The 16,281-nt window shown below is 71.3% G+C and carries 13 protein-coding genes; 3 read left to right on the top strand and 10 right to left on the bottom strand.

The annotated features are described in order from the left end of the window. Positions 1-251: 251 nt before the first annotated feature. The 3 genes from ABZ990_RS02205 to ABZ990_RS02195 all read right to left on the bottom strand — a co-directional run bounded on the left by ABZ990_RS02205 (position 252) and on the right by ABZ990_RS02195 (position 3,827). Positions 252-1,937: a histidine kinase gene (locus ABZ990_RS02205; RefSeq protein WP_361223879.1), complete on the bottom strand. Its 1,686-nt coding sequence runs from the start codon at positions 1,935-1,937 to the stop codon at positions 252-254. Positions 1,938-2,058: 121 nt separating this feature from the next. Next, complete coding sequence (locus ABZ990_RS02200; RefSeq protein ID WP_361223876.1) at positions 2,059-2,865, bottom strand: ABC transporter permease; 807 nt, start codon at positions 2,863-2,865, stop codon at positions 2,059-2,061. Next, a complete protein-coding gene (locus tag ABZ990_RS02195) occupies positions 2,862-3,827 on the bottom strand; it encodes an ATP-binding cassette domain-containing protein (RefSeq protein ID WP_361223873.1) in 966 nt (321 codons plus the stop codon). Before ABZ990_RS02195 ends, ABZ990_RS02200 begins: the two co-directional genes overlap by 4 nt. A gap of 285 nt (positions 3,828-4,112) precedes the next feature. Here ABZ990_RS02195 and ABZ990_RS02190 point away from each other — a divergent pair, with 285 nt between their 5' ends. Beyond that, entirely contained in the window at positions 4,113-4,757 is a 645-nt protein-coding gene (locus tag ABZ990_RS02190) for a response regulator transcription factor (protein ID WP_361224436.1), read from the top strand. A 114-nt stretch (positions 4,758-4,871) separates the two neighbouring features. Here the strand turns inward: ABZ990_RS02190 and ABZ990_RS02185 are convergent, their stop codons facing one another. Beyond that, the gene (locus tag ABZ990_RS02185; protein WP_361223870.1) at positions 4,872-6,200 is read right to left on the bottom strand and encodes a class I SAM-dependent RNA methyltransferase; all 1,329 of its coding nucleotides are present in this window, start codon (positions 6,198-6,200) and stop codon (positions 4,872-4,874) included. 128 nt (positions 6,201-6,328) lie between these two features. Further along, on the bottom strand, positions 6,329-8,380 hold the full coding sequence (locus tag ABZ990_RS02180; RefSeq protein WP_361223868.1) for an APC family permease: 2,052 nt from the start codon (positions 8,378-8,380) through the stop codon (positions 6,329-6,331). 236 nt (positions 8,381-8,616) lie between these two features. On the opposite strand from ABZ990_RS02180, the gene ABZ990_RS02175 reads away from it, so the two are divergent. Both ABZ990_RS02175 and ABZ990_RS02170 read left to right on the top strand, forming a co-directional pair. Next, entirely contained in the window at positions 8,617-9,285 is a 669-nt protein-coding gene (locus ABZ990_RS02175) for a TrkA family potassium uptake protein (RefSeq protein WP_361223865.1), read from the top strand. Then, positions 9,285-9,962, top strand: a complete 678-nt coding sequence (locus ABZ990_RS02170; protein ID WP_361223862.1) for a TrkA family potassium uptake protein — start codon at positions 9,285-9,287, stop codon at positions 9,960-9,962. Before ABZ990_RS02175 ends, ABZ990_RS02170 begins: the two co-directional genes overlap by 1 nt. 178 nt (positions 9,963-10,140) lie before the next feature. Here the strand turns inward: ABZ990_RS02170 and ABZ990_RS02165 are convergent, their stop codons facing one another. The 5 genes from ABZ990_RS02165 to ABZ990_RS02145 form a co-directional block, all read right to left on the bottom strand. Next, entirely contained in the window at positions 10,141-10,824 is a 684-nt protein-coding gene (locus ABZ990_RS02165; RefSeq protein WP_361224434.1) for a DUF3159 domain-containing protein, read from the bottom strand. 168 nt (positions 10,825-10,992) lie between these two features. Continuing rightward, positions 10,993-11,391, bottom strand: a complete 399-nt coding sequence (locus tag ABZ990_RS02160; RefSeq protein ID WP_361223860.1) for an OB-fold nucleic acid binding domain-containing protein — start codon at positions 11,389-11,391, stop codon at positions 10,993-10,995. Between the two features lie 46 nt (positions 11,392-11,437). Then, the gene (locus ABZ990_RS02155; protein WP_361223857.1) at positions 11,438-12,124 is read right to left on the bottom strand and encodes a response regulator; all 687 of its coding nucleotides are present in this window, start codon (positions 12,122-12,124) and stop codon (positions 11,438-11,440) included. A 175-nt stretch (positions 12,125-12,299) separates the two neighbouring features. Continuing rightward, positions 12,300-15,062, bottom strand: a complete 2,763-nt coding sequence (locus tag ABZ990_RS02150; protein WP_361223854.1) for a DUF4118 domain-containing protein — start codon at positions 15,060-15,062, stop codon at positions 12,300-12,302. A gap of 233 nt (positions 15,063-15,295) precedes the next feature. Beyond that, positions 15,296-15,988 (bottom strand): ABC transporter ATP-binding protein, encoded by a 693-nt coding sequence (locus ABZ990_RS02145; RefSeq protein WP_361224432.1) that lies wholly within the window; start codon positions 15,986-15,988, stop codon positions 15,296-15,298. Positions 15,989-16,281 lie beyond the last annotated feature (293 nt).

The raw sequence follows: 16,281 nt of genomic DNA, 5'->3' as shown, positions 1-16,281 counted from the left end.
AAATGACCAAGCCGGCGCGCCGTACAGAAAGACACACGCGGTGCGTCACGGCGCCAGTGGTCTTCCGGCCGTCGGCGGGAGGTGGGGCCGGGCCGATGTCGGGCCTGCGGAAAATGAGACTCGGAGACCCTTCGCGGCCTACGGCCCCCTGGCTCAAGGCGTATCGCGCGCAGCTCGCGCCACTCTCATCCGCCGCGATCCGGCGATGAGGTACTTCAGTACTTCATGGTCCTCACTCCGTTTCGGAGCGGTCAGGGGCGGCTCGCGGGCACGGTGTCCTTCGTCAGCAAGGTGTTGCCGGACCAGCAGAGCCGGTAGAGGTCGACTTCGTCCAACAGGTCGCGGCCGGAACGGTAGAACTCGCAACGGGCTCCGGGCGGCCGGGGCGCGGAACGGGCGTGGTCGGACGGGTAGGGGTAGGCGCGGGCCGGCAGCAGAGGGGCGAGTTCGGCGCGCGGCCGGCCGGTGGTCAACTCGTCGAACCGGGAGGGCGGCAGCACGCTCGTTGTCAGTTGCCAAGCCAGGTAGACGGCGGACGGCACGAAGAACACGGCTGCGACGGCAGGTGCCACGAAGGCGGCGGCGGAGCGGCGACGGGCATCGCTCCGCACGGAGGCGAACCGCTTCCCGGACTCCGGCAGGACGGTGCCCGGGACCATGTCCGGGTCCGGGTCCGGGTGGGGAGCGGTCTCGGACGGCGACGCGGGCCCTTGGGTCCCGACCGGCGTTCCCGGCACTGTCACTGGCGCCGGTATGCCGATACGGGCGGTGGCCTGGTGCGGGAGGACGGCCGTGATGCTGAACCCGCCCGCGTCGTGCCCGGTCCGCAAGGAGCCGCCAAGGACCGTCACCCGCTCCCGGAGTCCAGTCAGCCCCCGCCCGGCGCCGCTTGCCGAGCCTTCTCTCACGTACGCCGCCGGGTCGGCCGATGGGGCGGCGTTCACGACGCTCACATGGGTACGGTCGGGCGCGTGGGTGATCCGCACCCTGATCGAACAGTCCGGCGCGTGCTTCACCGCGTTGGTGAGGGCCTCCTGCACCACCCGGTACATTCCTCGTTCGACCAGGGGAGACATCGGGGGCACCGCCCCGTGCCGCTCCCAGCGCACCGGCACCCCGGAAGCGACCGCCCGGCCGAGAAGACTCTCGACGGTGTCGTTGACCGGCAGGCCCGCACCCGTGTCCGTGCCGGGCGGGTCTCGCAGGACGGCGACGGTCTCCCGCAGTTGCTCCACAGCGTCCGCGATCGTCCCGCGCAACTCGGCGAGGTCGGCGCGGTCGCGGTCGGTGAGGTCGGGCGAGAGTTCCAGGGCCCCGGCGCGCAGCGTGACCAGGCTCAAGGCGTGGCCGAGGGAGTCGTGCATGTCGGCCGCGATGTCCGCGCGTTCGGTCAGCCGAGCCCGCTCCGCGACCAGATGCTGGCGCTCTTCCAGGGTCCCGGCCAACCTCCAGCCCTCCCGCACGAGTTCGCGACGGCCACGCCAGTGCCGTCCGGCCAGCCAGGGCAGCAGAAGGGCCGCGGGCAGCACGGTCATCGCGTAGAACCACCACACGGGCTGCGCTCGCAGCACCGCGCACGTCGCGAGATCGACCGCGACGCACCCGGCGAGCAGCAGAAGCGGGCGCCGTGCCGCGGCGACCCGGGCGCCGAGCAGACAGCTCAGGGCGGCCAGCGACAGGACGTGGGCGTTGCCGGGAGTCGCGGGGTCGGCCAGGCCCAGCACGCACAGCCCGTTGACCAGCACGACGGCGGCCCCCGGCCGGCGGCGGGACCACGGCACGGCCACCGCCAGGACGGCCAACGGGAGGAACAGGTCCAGCATCAGGGAGGCCGTCACCGCGTCCCGGAACCCGTAACCGGTGGCGGCGGCGAGCACGCCCCACAGAGCCGCGTCGCCGCACCCGGACCTGGCTGAGGTGGTACGCAGTTGCAGCATGGCGCGTCGGCCGTCCTTCCGCTGGATGTCCTCACCTGTCCGAGGCGATTCTGCGGGACGGGCCCGGACGCCCGACGAGGAGCATGCACGGAGAGGGCGTCCGGGCCGGTTCCACCGCGGTTCAGGCGTCCCGCCGTCGCAGCACGAAGAAACCGGCGGCATGGGCGGCGACGGCCCACACCAGCAGGATCAGCAGGCTCACGGCGTCCGGGAACGGGGCTTTGCCGTCGCTCAGCATGAAGTATCCGCCCACGGTTTGCGGCATGTACTCGTTGATGGCCAGCAGCACCGGGCCTCCCAGTCCGACCAGCATGCCGGGCAGTGCGGAAACCACGAAGAAGATCACCGCCACGGTGCCCGCCGCCGTCCGCAGAGCGAACGACACCCCTACCGTCATCACACAGATGAGCGCGGAGTACACGCCCATGGCAACGGTTTGGTACGCCACCTTCGACAGCTCGAAGCCGGCGTGCCCCTGGAAGGGTCCCCAGGCCAGGACGGTGCCGAGCACAGCCCACACCACTGCGGTGACGAAGCCCACCAGGGCGCTCAGCAGCGCTTTCGCCAGCTGCACGCGGGGCCTGACCGGCACCCACAGCAGCGAGGTGCGCACGCTGCCCGTGGAGTATTCGCTCGTCACCATCGTCATCGCGAGAACCACCAGGGCGAACTGGGTGAGGATGACCGAGGACACCGAGGCGTTGCCGACCGGCTGGATCGGCTTGTCGTTGATCCGGGCGATCGACCCGTAGTAGAAGGTGAAGACCGCCGTCACGATCAGACCGACCAGCAGGCAGATGTACGGCGTGCGGATGGTCCACAGTTTGGTCCACTCGGAGGCGAGTGCACCGACGAATCCGCCACCGGTGTGTCCGAAGGCCGTACGGCCACTGCGGCCATCACGCACGTCGGTCGATACGGCGCTCATGCTCCCGCTCCCCGCGTCCGCTGGGAACCCGGGCCACCGAACACGGAGTCGCCAGTCTCGTACTCCACGCTCTGCGCTGTCAGTTTCATATATGCCTGTTCCAACGAAGCGGAGACGTTGCGCAGTTCGTGCAGCCGCAGCCCCAGCCGGTGGGCCAGGTCGCCCACCTGCTCGATGCTGCGGCCTTTCACGACGACCTCGTCGGCCGCGGTCGACTCCACACTCACATCAGCGTCCTTGAGGAGTTGGCCGATCAGCGTGCGCAGGTCCGCCACGTCCGGGGTGCGCACCCGCACCGACGACAGCGAGCTGTTGGCCAGCAGGTCGGCCATCGAGGTGTCGGCCAGGAGCTTCCCCCGTCCGATGACGACCAGGTGGTCGGCGGTCAGCTGCATCTCGCTCATCAGGTGACTGGAGAGGAAGACCGTCCGGCCCTCCGCGGCCAGGGTCCGCACGAGCTCACGCACCCAGCGGACACCGTCGGGGTCGAGGCCGTTGACCGGCTCGTCGAAGATGAGTACCTGCGGGTCGCCGAGCAGCGCGCCCGCCACACCCAGCCGCTGGTACATGCCGAGAGAGAACGCCCCGGCGGAGCGTCGCGCCACCTTCGCCAGGCCGACCATCTCCAGCACCTCGTCCACTCGGCGCAGCGAAATGCCGTTGCTGCGTGCCTGCGCCCGCAGGTGGCCGCGTGCGGAACGAGCCGGGTGCAAGGCCTTGGCGTCCAGAAGCGCGCCGACCTCACGGATCGGGTGGCGCATCGAGGAGTACGGCTTTCCGTCGATGAGCGCCTCGCCCTCGGACGGACGGTCCAGGCCGAGAATCATGCGCATCGTGGTCGACTTGCCGGCGCCGTTGGGACCCAGGAAGCCGGTCACCAGACCACCCTTGATGTCCAGTGTCAGACCATCCACGGCGACGGTCTCGCCATAACGTTTGGTCAGTTCTCGAAGGCTGATCACAGAGCTCCTTGATGCCGGTCGCGGAACGTGGAAGCCGATGACGACGCGCACTGGCCGGCGCATGGTGCTCAGCCGTGGGGCGGGCCGCCGCGTTTTCCGTACGACAGCGACGCTAGAAGTCCGCGGCGCCGGCGCCCATCGGTCGAACGGCAGCGGCCTCCTGCCCTTCGTCAGGGGTGTTCCCCGCCCCGGGGCTGATCCGTGGAGCCCACCGCTCGCACCGCGGTGCGCCGGCCGTAGGCTCGCCGCGTGGAAGAGACGACACCGGACAGCCGGCCGGTCCGGGTGCTGATAGCCGACGACGAGGCGATGATCCGGGCGGGGGTGCGGGCCATCCTCGCCCGGGACCCGCACGTCGAGGTGGTCGCCGAGGCGGGCGACGGGCACGAGGCCATCGCGCTCACCCGCAGGCACCGGCCGGACGTGGTCCTGCTGGACATCCAGATGCCCGGCCTGGACGGGCTGACGGCAGCGGCGCGGCTCCACCGGGAATCGACGGCGGTCGGTGTGATCATGCTGACGACCTTCGGTCAGGACGAGTACATCACCCGTGCCCTGGAAGAGGGCGCCGACGGGTTCCTGCTGAAGGCGGACGACCCGAGAGAACTCCTCAACGGGGTAAAGGCGGTGGGCGCCGGCGGGGCCTACCTGTCCCCGCGGGTCGCCGGCCGTGTCATCGCCGGGCTGCGCGCGCACCGGGCGGCACACCCGCACCGCTCACTGGAGCGGCTCACGGAACGGGAGCGCGAGGTGCTGGCCGGACTCGGGGCGGGGCTGTCCAACGCGGAGATCGCAAGCCGGCTGCACCTCGTCGAGGGCACGGTGAAAGCGCACGTCAGCGCGGTCCTCGCGAAGTTGGGAGCACGCAACCGGGTGGAGGCGGCCATCTCCGCGTACGAGGCCGGCCTGGTCCCGCCGGGATCCCGCTGACCCAGCGGATCAGACCCCCGGCCCCGAATCTCGTCTCGGACCCTCTCCGCGGCAGCGAGGCCGCGCGCGGAGAGAAACAGGTCGAGCGGCCCACCAGAGCAACAAACCCGCAAGTCACGCGTCCTTCTTCACCGGCTCCAGGATCGCCACGCACTCCACGTGGTGCGTCATCGGGAACAGGTCGAAGGCCCGCAGCGTCCGGACCCGGTAGCCGTTGTCGCGGAAGTAGCCGAGGTCGCGGGCCAGGGCGGCCGGGTCGCAGGCGACGTAGGCGATGCGGCGGGCGCCGAGGGTGGCCAGGTGGTGGACGGTCTGCTTGCCGGCGCCGGCGCGCGGCGGGTCGAGGACGATCAGGTCGACGTCCGTGATGCCGGTGCGCGGGAGGACGGACTCGACCTTGCCCTGCTCGATGCGGACGCGCGGGTAGTCGGCCAGGTTGTGGCGGGCGTCCTCCACCGCGCGCTTGCCGGACTCGATGCCGAGGACGGCGCCCGCGTCGCCGAGGCGGTCCGCGAGGGCGCCCGCGAAGAGGCCGACGCCGCAGTAGAGGTCCAGGGCGGTCTCGCCCTTGCGCGGCAGGAGGCCCTGCATGACGGCGCGGACGAGGGTGTCAGCGGCCTTCGGGTGGACCTGCCAGAAGCCGCCGCTGCCGACGCGGTAGGTGCGGTCGTCGGCGCGCTCGCGGACGAAGGGGCGGCCGTGGACGCGGTGGACGCCGCCGTCCTTCTCGTCGACGCGCATGACCGAGACGGGCTTGTCGAGCTCTACGATCGGCAGCCGGGCGCCGGGCCGCGGGGTCAGGATGACCTGGCGGTCCTGCGAGCCGGTCGCGGCGATGGCCTCGATCGACGCCATGCCTTCCCAGGTGCGGCTCTCGATGCCCAGCTCGGAGACGCCGGGGGCGGCGATCATGCAGTGGTCGACCGCCTCGACCTCGTGCGAGCGGTGCTTGCGCAGACCCGCGTGGCCTTCGGCGTCGACCGCGTACTGGACGCGGGTCCGCCACTGCGGGACCTCGCCGGCCGGCAGCTTGTCGCCCTCGGCCGGTACGACGGTGCCGTCCCAGCCCGCCTCCTCCGGGGTGAGGCCCGCGAGCCGCTGCAGCTGCTCGGCGATGACCTCGCCCTTGAGGCGGCGCTGGGCGCCCGGCTTCGCGTGCTGCCAGTCGCAGCCGCCGCACTTGCCGGGGCCCGCGAACGGGCACGGCGCCGCGATGCGGTCCTTCGACGCGTCCAGGATCTCGACGGCGTCGGCCCGCAGGAAGCGGGAGGTCTCCTCGCCCTCGGTCACCCGGGCCCGGACCCGCTCGCCCGGCAGGGCGTGACGGACGAAGAGGACCCGGCCCTCCTCCGTACGGGCGATGCAGTGACCGCCGTGGGCCACGGGGCCGACCTCGACCTCGTACTCCTCCCCGACCAACGACGCAACAGGGGTGTTCTGCATGATCAGGAGCTCCAGAAAGGAAAGTGGGGGAAGAGGGAGGGGGAGGGAAAGGAGAGAGGGAGAAAAGGAAGGGAGAGATACGCGGGAAGGAAGAAAAGTGGGCGCCGTTTGCACGGCAGCCCACCAGTCTAGTTGCTCTTCCCGGCCGTTTCCCGCTGGCCCTTCTCCACCGGGCCGCGGCGCACCGAGCCCGGCGCGTTCCACTCCTGGCGCCTGCGGAACCGTTTGCGCGCGGCTTCCGAGGAGCGGAGCTGGTACGGCACGGACGTCACCATGACACCCGGCGTGAACAGCAGCCGCCCCTTGAGGCGCAGCGCGCTCTGGTTGTGCAGCAGGTGCTCGTACCAGTGGCCGACCACGTACTCCGGGATGTAGACGGAGACGGCGTCGCGCGGGCTCTCCTGGCGCAGGTTCTTCACGTACTCCACGACCGGCCGGGTGATCTCGCGGTACGGCGAGTCGAGGATCTTGAGCGGGACGTTGATGCCGCGCCGCTCCCACTCCGCCTTGAGCTCCTTGGTGTCGGCCGGGTCGACGTTGACGGTGAGCGCCTCCAGCTCGCTCGCGTGCATGAGCTTGGCGTACGCGAGGGCCCGCAGGGTGGGCTTGTGGAGCTTGGAGACGAGCACGATGGAACGGACCCGGGAGGGACGTACGTACTCGTCGGGGCGCTCCTCGGCCGCGGCGATCTCCCGCCCGACCGAGTCGTAGTGGCGGCGGATCGCGGTCATCGTCACGTAGAAGATCACCATGCCGAGCAGCGCGACCCAGGCGCCGTGGGTGAACTTCGTGGCGAGAACGACGACCAGGACGAGACCGGTGAAGAAGGCGCCGAAGGCGTTGATCGCGCGGGAGCGGATCATGTGGCGGCGCTTGGCCGGGTCCCGCTCGGCGGCCAGGTGGCGGTTCCAGTGCCGGACCATGCCGATCTGGCTCAGGGTGAAGGAGACGAACACGCCGACGATGTAGAGCTGGATCAGGCGGGTGGAGTCCGCGCCGTAGATCCAGACCAGGAGCGCGGCGGCGCCGGCGAGCAGCACGATGCCGTTGGAGAAGGCGAGCCGGTCGCCGCGGGTGTGCAGCTGGCGCGGCAGGTAGCGGTCCTGGGCGAGGATCGAGCCGAGGAGCGGGAAGCCGTTGTACGCCGTGTTGGCGGCCAGGAAGAGGACGAGCGCGGTGGCGGCGGCCAGCAGGATGAAGAAGAACGTGCCCTGGCCGAAGACGGCGGCGGCGACCTGCGAGATGACCGGGTCCTGGACATAGCCGGGCCCGACCGGGACACCGTCGCGCACGAGGTCGTGGGCGGGGTTCTCGGCCATCCGGACGTTGGTGGCCGTGGCCAGGAAGATGATGCCGCAGAACATGGTGACGGCGAGCCCGCCCATGAGGGCGAGCGTGCTGGCGGCGTTCTTCGACTTCGGCTTGCGGAAGGCGGGCACACCGTTGGAGATGGCCTCGACGCCGGTGAGCGCCGCACAGCCCGAGGAGAAGGCCCGCAGCAGCAGGAAGATCAGCGCGAAGCCGGCGAGTCCGCCGTGCTCGGGCTTGATCTCGAAGTCGGCGGTCGGCGCGCGCATGGTGTCGCCGAGGACGAGACCGCGGAAGGCGCCCCAGAGGATCATCGCGAAGACGCCGAAGACGAAGACGTACGTCGGGATGGCGAAGAGGCTGCCGGACTCCTTGACTCCGCGCAGGTTCATCAGGGTCAGCAGCACGATCACGGCGATCGCCGAGATCGTCTTGTGCTCGATGATGAACGGGACGGCGGAGCCGAGGTTCTCGATGCCGGAGGAGATCGACACGGCGACGGTCAGGACGTAGTCGACGAGCAGGGCGCTCGCGACGGTGAGTCCGGCCTTCGGGCCGAGGTTGGTGGTGGCGACCTCGTAGTCGCCGCCGCCGCTCGGGTACGCGTGCACGTTCTGCCGGTACGAGGCGACGACCGTGAACATCAGGACCACGACCGCCAGCGCGATCCACGGGCTGAAGTGGTAGGCCGACAGGCCCGCGACGGACAGGACGAGGAGCACCTCGCCGGGCGCGTAAGCCACCGAGGACAGCGGGTCGGAGGCGAAGACGGGGAGGGCGATCCGCTTGGGGAGCAGGGTCTCCCCGAGCTTGTCGCTGCGTAGGGCCCGCCCGATCAGGATCCGTTTGGGCACGTCGGTCAGTTTGGACACAACAGAGGATCGTAAGCGTTCGAAATAGGCCGTGACGACCATCTTCCCCGATCCGCACCGAATCTCCCTGGCCCGCCACCGCGGATGATGTCCCGCCCGGTGGCCACGCTTAAGCTCAGACCGGACAGCACGCGCGTGCGTGGTCCGCCGCAGCCCGGGCGACTCGGGACGAGAAAGTTGTGAGCAGGGTGTTTTCGCAGGTCAGCAGGACGATCAGGAGTGCGGGGTAAGGGGACGTGCACATCGTCATCATGGGCTGCGGGCGAGTGGGAGCCGCTCTCGCGCAGACTCTGGAGCAGCAGGGGCACACGGTCGCGGTCGTCGACCAGGACCCGACGGCTTTCCGCCGTCTCGGCTCGGGATTCGGCGGGCGCCGGGTCACGGGAGTGGGCTTCGACCAGGACACCCTCCGCGAGGCGGGCATCGAGGAGGCCGGCGCCTTCGCCGCCGTGAGCAGCGGCGACAACTCGAACATCATCGCGGCCCGGGTCGCGCGCGAGATGTTCGGCATCGAACACGTCGCCGCCCGGATCTACGACCCGCGGCGTGCCGAGGTCTACCAGCGTCTGGGCATCCCCACCGTGGCGACGGTGCGCTGGACCGCCGACCAGATGCTGCGCCGGCTGCTGCCCTCGGGTGCCGAGCCGCTGTGGCGGGACCCGAGCGGTGGCGTGCAGCTCGCCGAGGTGCACACCTCGCCCGCGTGGATCGGCCACAAGATCAGCCGGATCCAGGAGGAGACCGGGGTGCGCGTGGCCTTTCTCACCCGGCTGGGCGAGGCGGTTCTCCCCACCTCCCAGACGGTGTTGCAAGAGGGCGACCTCGTGCACGTGATGATGCGGACGGACGAGATCGACACGGTCGAGGCGGCCTTCGCCGAGGGTCCCGAGGAGGGTGGTCACTGATGCGTGTCGCCATTGCCGGCGCGGGCGCGGTGGGCCGTTCCATCGCGGGCGAGCTGCTGGAGAACGGGCACGAGGTCCTGCTCATCGACAAGGCGCCGACCGCCATCTCGGTGGAGCGGGTGCCGCAGGCGGAGTGGCTGCTGGCCGACGCCTGTGAGATCACCTCGCTGGACGAGGCTGCGCTGCAGCGCTGCAACGTCGTGATCGCGGCGACCGGTGACGACAAGGTGAACCTGGTCGTCTCGCTGCTCGCCAAGACCGAGTACGGGGTGCCCCGGGTGGTCGCCCGGGTCAACAACCCGAAGAACGAGTGGCTGTTCAACGAGGCGTGGGGCGTGGACGTCGCCGTCTCGACGCCGCGTCTGATGTCGGCCCTGGTCGAGGAGGCGGTGAGCGTCGGCGACCTGGTCCGGCTGCTGCGCTTCAGCCACGGCGACGCCAACCTGGTGGAGCTGACGCTGCCGCCGGAGTCGGCCGTCACGGGGACGCAGGTCGGCGACGTGGACTGGCCGCAGGACACCTCCCTGGTCACCATCATCCGCGGCTCGCGCGTCCTCACGCCGAGCCCGGAGGAGACTCTGGAGGCGGGCGACGAGCTGCTGTTCGTGGCCGCGCAGGCGCGCGAGGAGCAGCTGGAGGAGCTGCTGTCGGTCCGCCGTCCGGCGGCGGACGCGTAGCTCCGGCCGGCTCCCGGCCTGATCGATCCGGTAACGAGGTACGAGGTACGAGAAAGGGGCCGGGGACCTGTGACAGGTCCCCGGCCCCTTCTCTTGTGTCCTGCGGCGGTACGTCCTCGGGGCCGCGGCGGTGCCAACGCGCGCGTGCGCCTCGCCGGCCTCGGCCCTCCCGTAGGACCTACGCCTCGGTGGCCTCGGCCTTCCCGCGCGCCTCCGCCTCCGCCTTCTCCTGGGCCTTCTCCTCGGCCTCCATCTCGGCGAACACGTCGATCGGCGGCGGCGCCTTCGCCAGGAAGACCCACGTCAGATAGACCGCGAGCAGGAACGGCGGGATCTTCAGGGCGACCAGGACCCAGCCGAGCTGGGCGGTGTCGGCCCACCAGTACAGCGGGAAGAGGATCGCGCACTTGGCGAGCAGGATCAGGCCCCAGGCCCAGCTGGCCTTCGCGTACGCCTTCTTGCGCCCGGGGTTGCGGGTGCGCCAGGAGAGGTTCTCCTTGAACACCGGCCCCAGGATCAGGCCGATGAGCGGTACGCCGGCGATGGTCGTGACGATGTACGCGACGGCGAGGCCGAGCGTGTAGAGCATGCCCGGCAGGTAGAAGTCCTTGGCGTTGCCGGTCATCATCGCGAAGACGACACCGAAGGCGACGCCGAAGACGCCGCTAAAGGCGTGCTTGACGGTGTCGCGGCGGATCAGCCTGACCAGCACCAGGACCAGGGAGACCGCGGCGGCGGCGATCGCCGAGGAGTGCAGGTCCTTGTTGATCGTGTAGATGGTGACGAAGAGCAGGCCCGGCAGGACCGTCTCCACCATTCCGCGAACGCCGCCGAACGCCTCGAACAGGGCGGCCTCGGTCACCGCCTTGTCGGTGGTGCCCTCCGGCCCCGTCCCCGTCCCAGGCCCAGGCCCCGGCTCCCCGGCCCGGCCTGCGGCCGAGGTGCGGGCATGCCGACCCGGGCCCGCGGAGGGCGCTGCGGGGGCGGGGGACGGCTGGTCGGCGGTCGGCTTGTCGACTGACGTCACCGGCTACTCCTGTCCGAGCGGTCGCAGCTCGTATTTGGGGTTGAAGAGGACCCGCCGGCCGTGGCTCATGGAGATCCGGCCGGAGGCGATCAGCTTGCGGCCCGGCTCGATGCCCACGATGGAGCGGCGTCCCAGCCAGACGACGTCCAGCGGTGCCGTGCCGTCGAACAGCTCGGCCTCGAGCGCGGGCACCCCCGCCCGGGGCCGCAGGGTGACCGTGCGCAACGTACCAGTCACCTTGACGATCGCGCGGTCGGAACAGTCGGAGATGCGTGTGCACCCCGACGCGGCCGTGTCCTCCTGGAGCTCCTCGGACTCCAGCTCCTCCTGCGAGGTGGACAGGCGGTCGAGCATACGGCGGAAGCGCCCGGTGGGCTTCTCGGTACGCGGTGCGGCACTCATACAGAAAGCCTACCGGCCGCCGCCGGGCCGGGGCCCGGGACCGGTCTCAGTGTTCGAAGCGGTAGCCCATGCCCGGTTCGGTGACGAAATGCCTCGGATGGGAGGGGTCGCGCTCCAGCTTCCGCCGCAGCTGCGCCATGTACACGCGGAGGTAGTTGGTCTCGGTGCCGTACGAGGGTCCCCATACCTCCTGGAGCAGCTGTTTCTGGCTGACCAGCCGGCCGCTGTTGCGGACGAGGACTTCGAGCAGGTGCCACTCGGTGGGGGTGAGCCGGACGTCCTTGCCGTCGCGGTGGACCTTCTTGGCGGCCAGGTCGACCGTGAAGCCGCTGGTCTCGACGACCACGACCCCGTCCTCGGCGCCGCCGACCGGCTCGGCCCGGCGGACCGCGGCACGCAGCCGGGCCAGCAGTTCGTCCATGCCGAACGGCTTGGTGACGTAGTCGTCGGCGCCCGCGTCCAGGGCCTCGACCTTCTCGTCGGAGGTCTGCCGGGCGGACAGGACGAGGATCGGCACCCGGGTCCAGCCGCGCAGCCCCTTGATGACCTCGACGCCGTCCATGTCGGGCAGCCCGAGGTCGAGGACGACGACGTCGGGATGGCGCTCGGCGGCCAGCCGGAGGGCGGTGGCGCCGTCGGGTGCCGCGTCGACCTCGTACTTCCGTGCCTTGAGGTTGATCACCAGGGCACGGACGATCTGTGGCTCGTCGTCGACCACGAGGACCCGGGTCATGGAGGGCCTTCCTGTTCGGAGGGGGCGAAGTGGGTGGGGCGGGGTGTACGGGGTGCGGTGCGTACGAAGACGCGGGAGGTACGGGAGGTGCGGGGGTACGGGAGGTACGGAGCGCGCGGGAGGTACGGAGGGTCCGAGGCGTCCCGCACGGGCCACGCGGACCGCGCGGGCGGGGCTACGTGCCGGTACGCGGGGACGGCGCCGGGGGCTCGGTCCCCGAGGATCCGACATCCGCCGGCCCAGTGGGCCCGGTGGGCCCGGTGTCCATAGGGCCGGTGTCCACGGGGTCGGTGTCCAGGGGCCTCACGTCGACCGGCCCGGGGATGCCGGGTCCGTCCCCCGCCCGCTCGGTCCCGGCCGTGCCCGCCACCCCTGCCGTCCCCGGCGCCGTCCCCGGCACCGGCGGCAGGGCGCTCTGGGGCGCGGTCCGCAGAGTGAGGACCATCGTGAGACCGCCGCCCGGGGTGTCCTCGGCGGTCAGGGTGCCGCCCATGGCCTCGACGAAGCCGCGGGCGACGGGCAGCCCGAGGCCGACGCCGGAGCCGCGCGGGGCGTCGCCGAAGCGCTGGAAGGGTTCGAAGATGCCGTCCTTGCCCTCCTCGGGGACGCCGGGGCCTCGGTCGGTCACTCGCAGTTCGAGGCGTTCGCCGAGGACGCTGGCGGCGACGAGGACGGGAACGCCCTCGGGGCTGTACTTGACGGCGTTCTCGACGATGTTGGCCACGGACCGCTCCAGGAGGCCCCGGTCGACGGCGACCATGGGCAGGGTCTCGGGGATGTCGAGTTCGACGCTGCCGTCGGGGACGCCGAGCAGCGCCATCGGCACCACCTCGTCGAGGTCGGTGGGGCGGATCAGCGGGGTGACGGTGCCGGTCTGGAGCCGGGACATGTCGAGGAGGTTGCCCACGAGGTGGTCGAGCCGGTCCGCGCCCTCCTCGATGCCTTCGAGGAGGACGGCCTTGTCCTCCTCGGACCACTCGACGTCGTCGGAGCGGAGCGAGGTGACCGACGCCTTGATGCCGGCGAGCGGGGTGCGCAGGTCGTGGCTGACGGCGGCGAGCAGCGAGGTGCGGATCTTGTTGCCCTCGGCGAGCTTGCGGGCCTTCTCGGCCTCGTCGACGAGCCGCTGGCGGTCGAGGAAGACGGCGGCCTGAGCGGCGAACGCGCCCAGGACGCGGCGGTCCTCGGCGGGCAGCACCCGGCCGCTCAGGGCGAGCGCGAGATGGTCGCCGACCGGCATGTCCACGTCGGCCTCCTCGGGGCGTCCCACGGGATGGGCGCCGACACTGGCCGCGCGGGTCCAGGGTTCGAGGTCGCCGGAACGTTCCAGGAGGGCGACGGACTCCATCGAGAAGGTCTCCCGGACCCGTTCGAGCAGCGCCTCCAGACCGGTCTCCTCCCCCGGCTGCGCCGGGACCCCGAGCCGCAGCACACTGCCCGCCAGATAGGACAGCACCTCGGCCTCGGCGCGCAGCCGGGCGGCCTGGTGGGTACGGCGGGCGGCCAGGTCGACGACCGAGGCCACCGACATGCCGACACCGAAGAAGACGGCGATGGCCACGATGTTCTTGGGGTCGGCGACGGTCAGCCGGTGCAGCGGCGGGGTGAAGAACCAGTTGAGCAGGACGGAGCCGAAGGCCGCGGCCGCGAGGGCCGGCAGGAATCCGCCGAGGAGGGCGGAGGCGACGGTCAGCGCGAGGAAGAGCAGCATGTCGTTGGCGAGACCGAGGTCCGCCTCGACATGGGTGAGCAGCAGGCTGAGCAGGATGGGGCCGGCGACGCCGACCACCCAGCCCCACAGGATCCGGGCGCGCCCGAGCCGACCGCCGCGCGCGACGGGCAGGCCGCGGCCCTTGGCGACCTCCTCGTGGGTGACGATGTGGACGTCGAGGTCGGGGCCGGAGTCGCGGGCCACGGTCTGGCCGACGCCGGGGCCGAGGATGTACTGCCAGGAACGGCGGCGGCTGGAGCCGAGGACGATCTGGGTGGCGTTGACCCCTCGGGCGAACTCCAGGAGCGCCGAGGGCACGTCGTCGCCTATGACGTGGTGGAACGTTCCGCCGAGGTCCTCGACCAGGGTCCGCTGGTCGGCCAGCTCCTTGGGGGACGCGGAGGTCAGGCCGTCGCTGCGGGAGATGTAGACGGCGAGCACCTCGCCGCCGGCGCCCTTCTCGGCCAGCCGGGTGGCCCGCCGTATGAGGGTGCGGCCCTCGGGTCCGCCGGTGAGGCCGACGACGATCCGCTCCCGGGCCTGCCAGGTGGAGCGGATGTTGTGCTCGCCGCGGTACTGGCGCAGGTATTCGTCGACCCGGTCCGCCGTCCAGAGCAGCGCCAGCTCGCGCAGCGCGGTCAGGTTGCCCGGGCGGAAGTAGTTGGACAGGGCCGCGTCGACCTTGTCGGGTTTGTAGATGTTGCCGTGCGCCATGCGCCGCCGCAGGGCCTGCGGCGACATGTCGACCAGCTCTATCTGGTCGGCCCGGCGGACGATCTCGTCCGGGACGGTCTCCCGCTGCCGTACACCGGTGATCGCCTCGACGACGTCGCCCAGCGACTCCAGGTGCTGGATGTTGACCGTCGCGATGACGTCGACACCGGCCGTGAGCAGCTCCTCCACGTCCTGCCAGCGCTTGGGATTGCGCGAGCCGGGCACATTGGTGTGCGCCAGCTCGTCGACCAGCGCGACGACGGGACGGCGGGCCAGGACGGCGTCGATGTCCATCTCGGGGAAGGTCGTCCCCCGGTACTCGATCTCCCGGCGCGGCACCGCTTCCAGACCGTGCAGCATCACCTCGGTACGCGGCCGGTCGTGGTGCTCGACGAACGCGACCACGCAGTCCGTACCGCGCTCCACCCGCCGGTGGCCCTCGGAGAGCATGGCGTAGGTCTTGCCGACGCCGGGTGCCGCCCCCAGGTAGATCCGTAGCTTGCCGCGTCCCATGGGCCGACCTTACGTCCAGCCAAACGGACATACCGCACGGGTGGGCGCGGCCGGGGGCCGTCTTGACGTGATCCTGATGCACGGGTGGCACCGGCCCCGGGCGACGGCCGGCGCCCCGCGCGCGCGGCCAGGTGCCGTGCCAGGCGTCACGGCCCCGGCCAAGATCCGCTGAACAGCCCCCAAGCCGCCCCGCCGCCCGCCGCCCCGCCGCCCGCCGCCCGCCGCCCGGTGCGTCAGTGTTCGATGATCTCCCCGTCGCTCAGTTCGAGCACGCGGTCGGCGAGGCCGAGGAGCTGGTTGTCGTGGGTGGCGACCAGGGCCGTACACCCCTCGCTGCGGACCACGGCCCGCAGCAGCTCCATGACGGCGAGGCCGGTCTCGGCGTCGAGCTGGCCGGTCGGCTCGTCGGCTATCAGCAGCGCGGGCCGGTTCGCGAGGGCGCGGGCGATGGCGACCCGCTGCTGCTGGCCGCCGGACAGCTCTCCGGGGCGCTGGGCCGCGTGGTCGGCGAGGCCGACCAGGGCGAGCAGCAGCGCGACCCGCTCCTCCCGCTCCTTGGGGTCGGAGCGGCGCAGCCGCATCGGTACGCCGACGTTCTCGGCGGCGGACAGGATCGGGATCAGGCCGAAGGACTGGAAGATGAAGCCGATCCGGTCGCGGCGCAGCGCGAGCAGTCCGTCCTCGCCGAGCCCCGCGAGGTCGACGCCGTCGATGACGATGCTGCCCTGGTCGGCGGTGTCGAGCCCGCCGACGAGGTTGAGCAGGGTGGTCTTGCCGGAGCCGGAACGGCCCTTGAGCGCGACCAGCTCGCCGCGCGGAATGTCGAAGGAGACCCCGCGCAGGGCGTGTACGGCGGCCTCCCCCGTCCCGTACGAGCGGCGCAGATTCTCCACCCGGACCATCGGCGACGCGGCCGGGTCCTCCATGACGGCCGCTCCCGTGCGGGCGTTGCTCTCGCTCACCGTGTTACCCCCCTGGTTCGAACGTGTGCGCCGCCAGTATGGGCCGAGGTCGGGGGCCGGTGCCAGGTCTGTGGATAACCCGGATCGGATCTTTCCGCGGCACTCGCCGCGGGCTGTGGAAAACCCGATGGGCCGCTTCCGTCCTCCCCACACCGAACATACGGGCGGGGCGGAAGCGGCCCATCGGGCCTGTTCACATGGCGCGCGCGTGATCTCCCACACGCGTTCGGCCAATGATCCGCTGATCCGGCGATCCG

The sequence above is a fragment of the Streptomyces sp. NPDC046203 genome (assembly GCF_040646255.1).
Taxonomy (GTDB): Bacteria; Actinomycetota; Actinomycetes; order Streptomycetales; family Streptomycetaceae; genus Streptomyces.
Note: the sequence above shows the minus strand (reverse complement) of the source record. Positions and strands in the feature narration are given on the sequence as shown.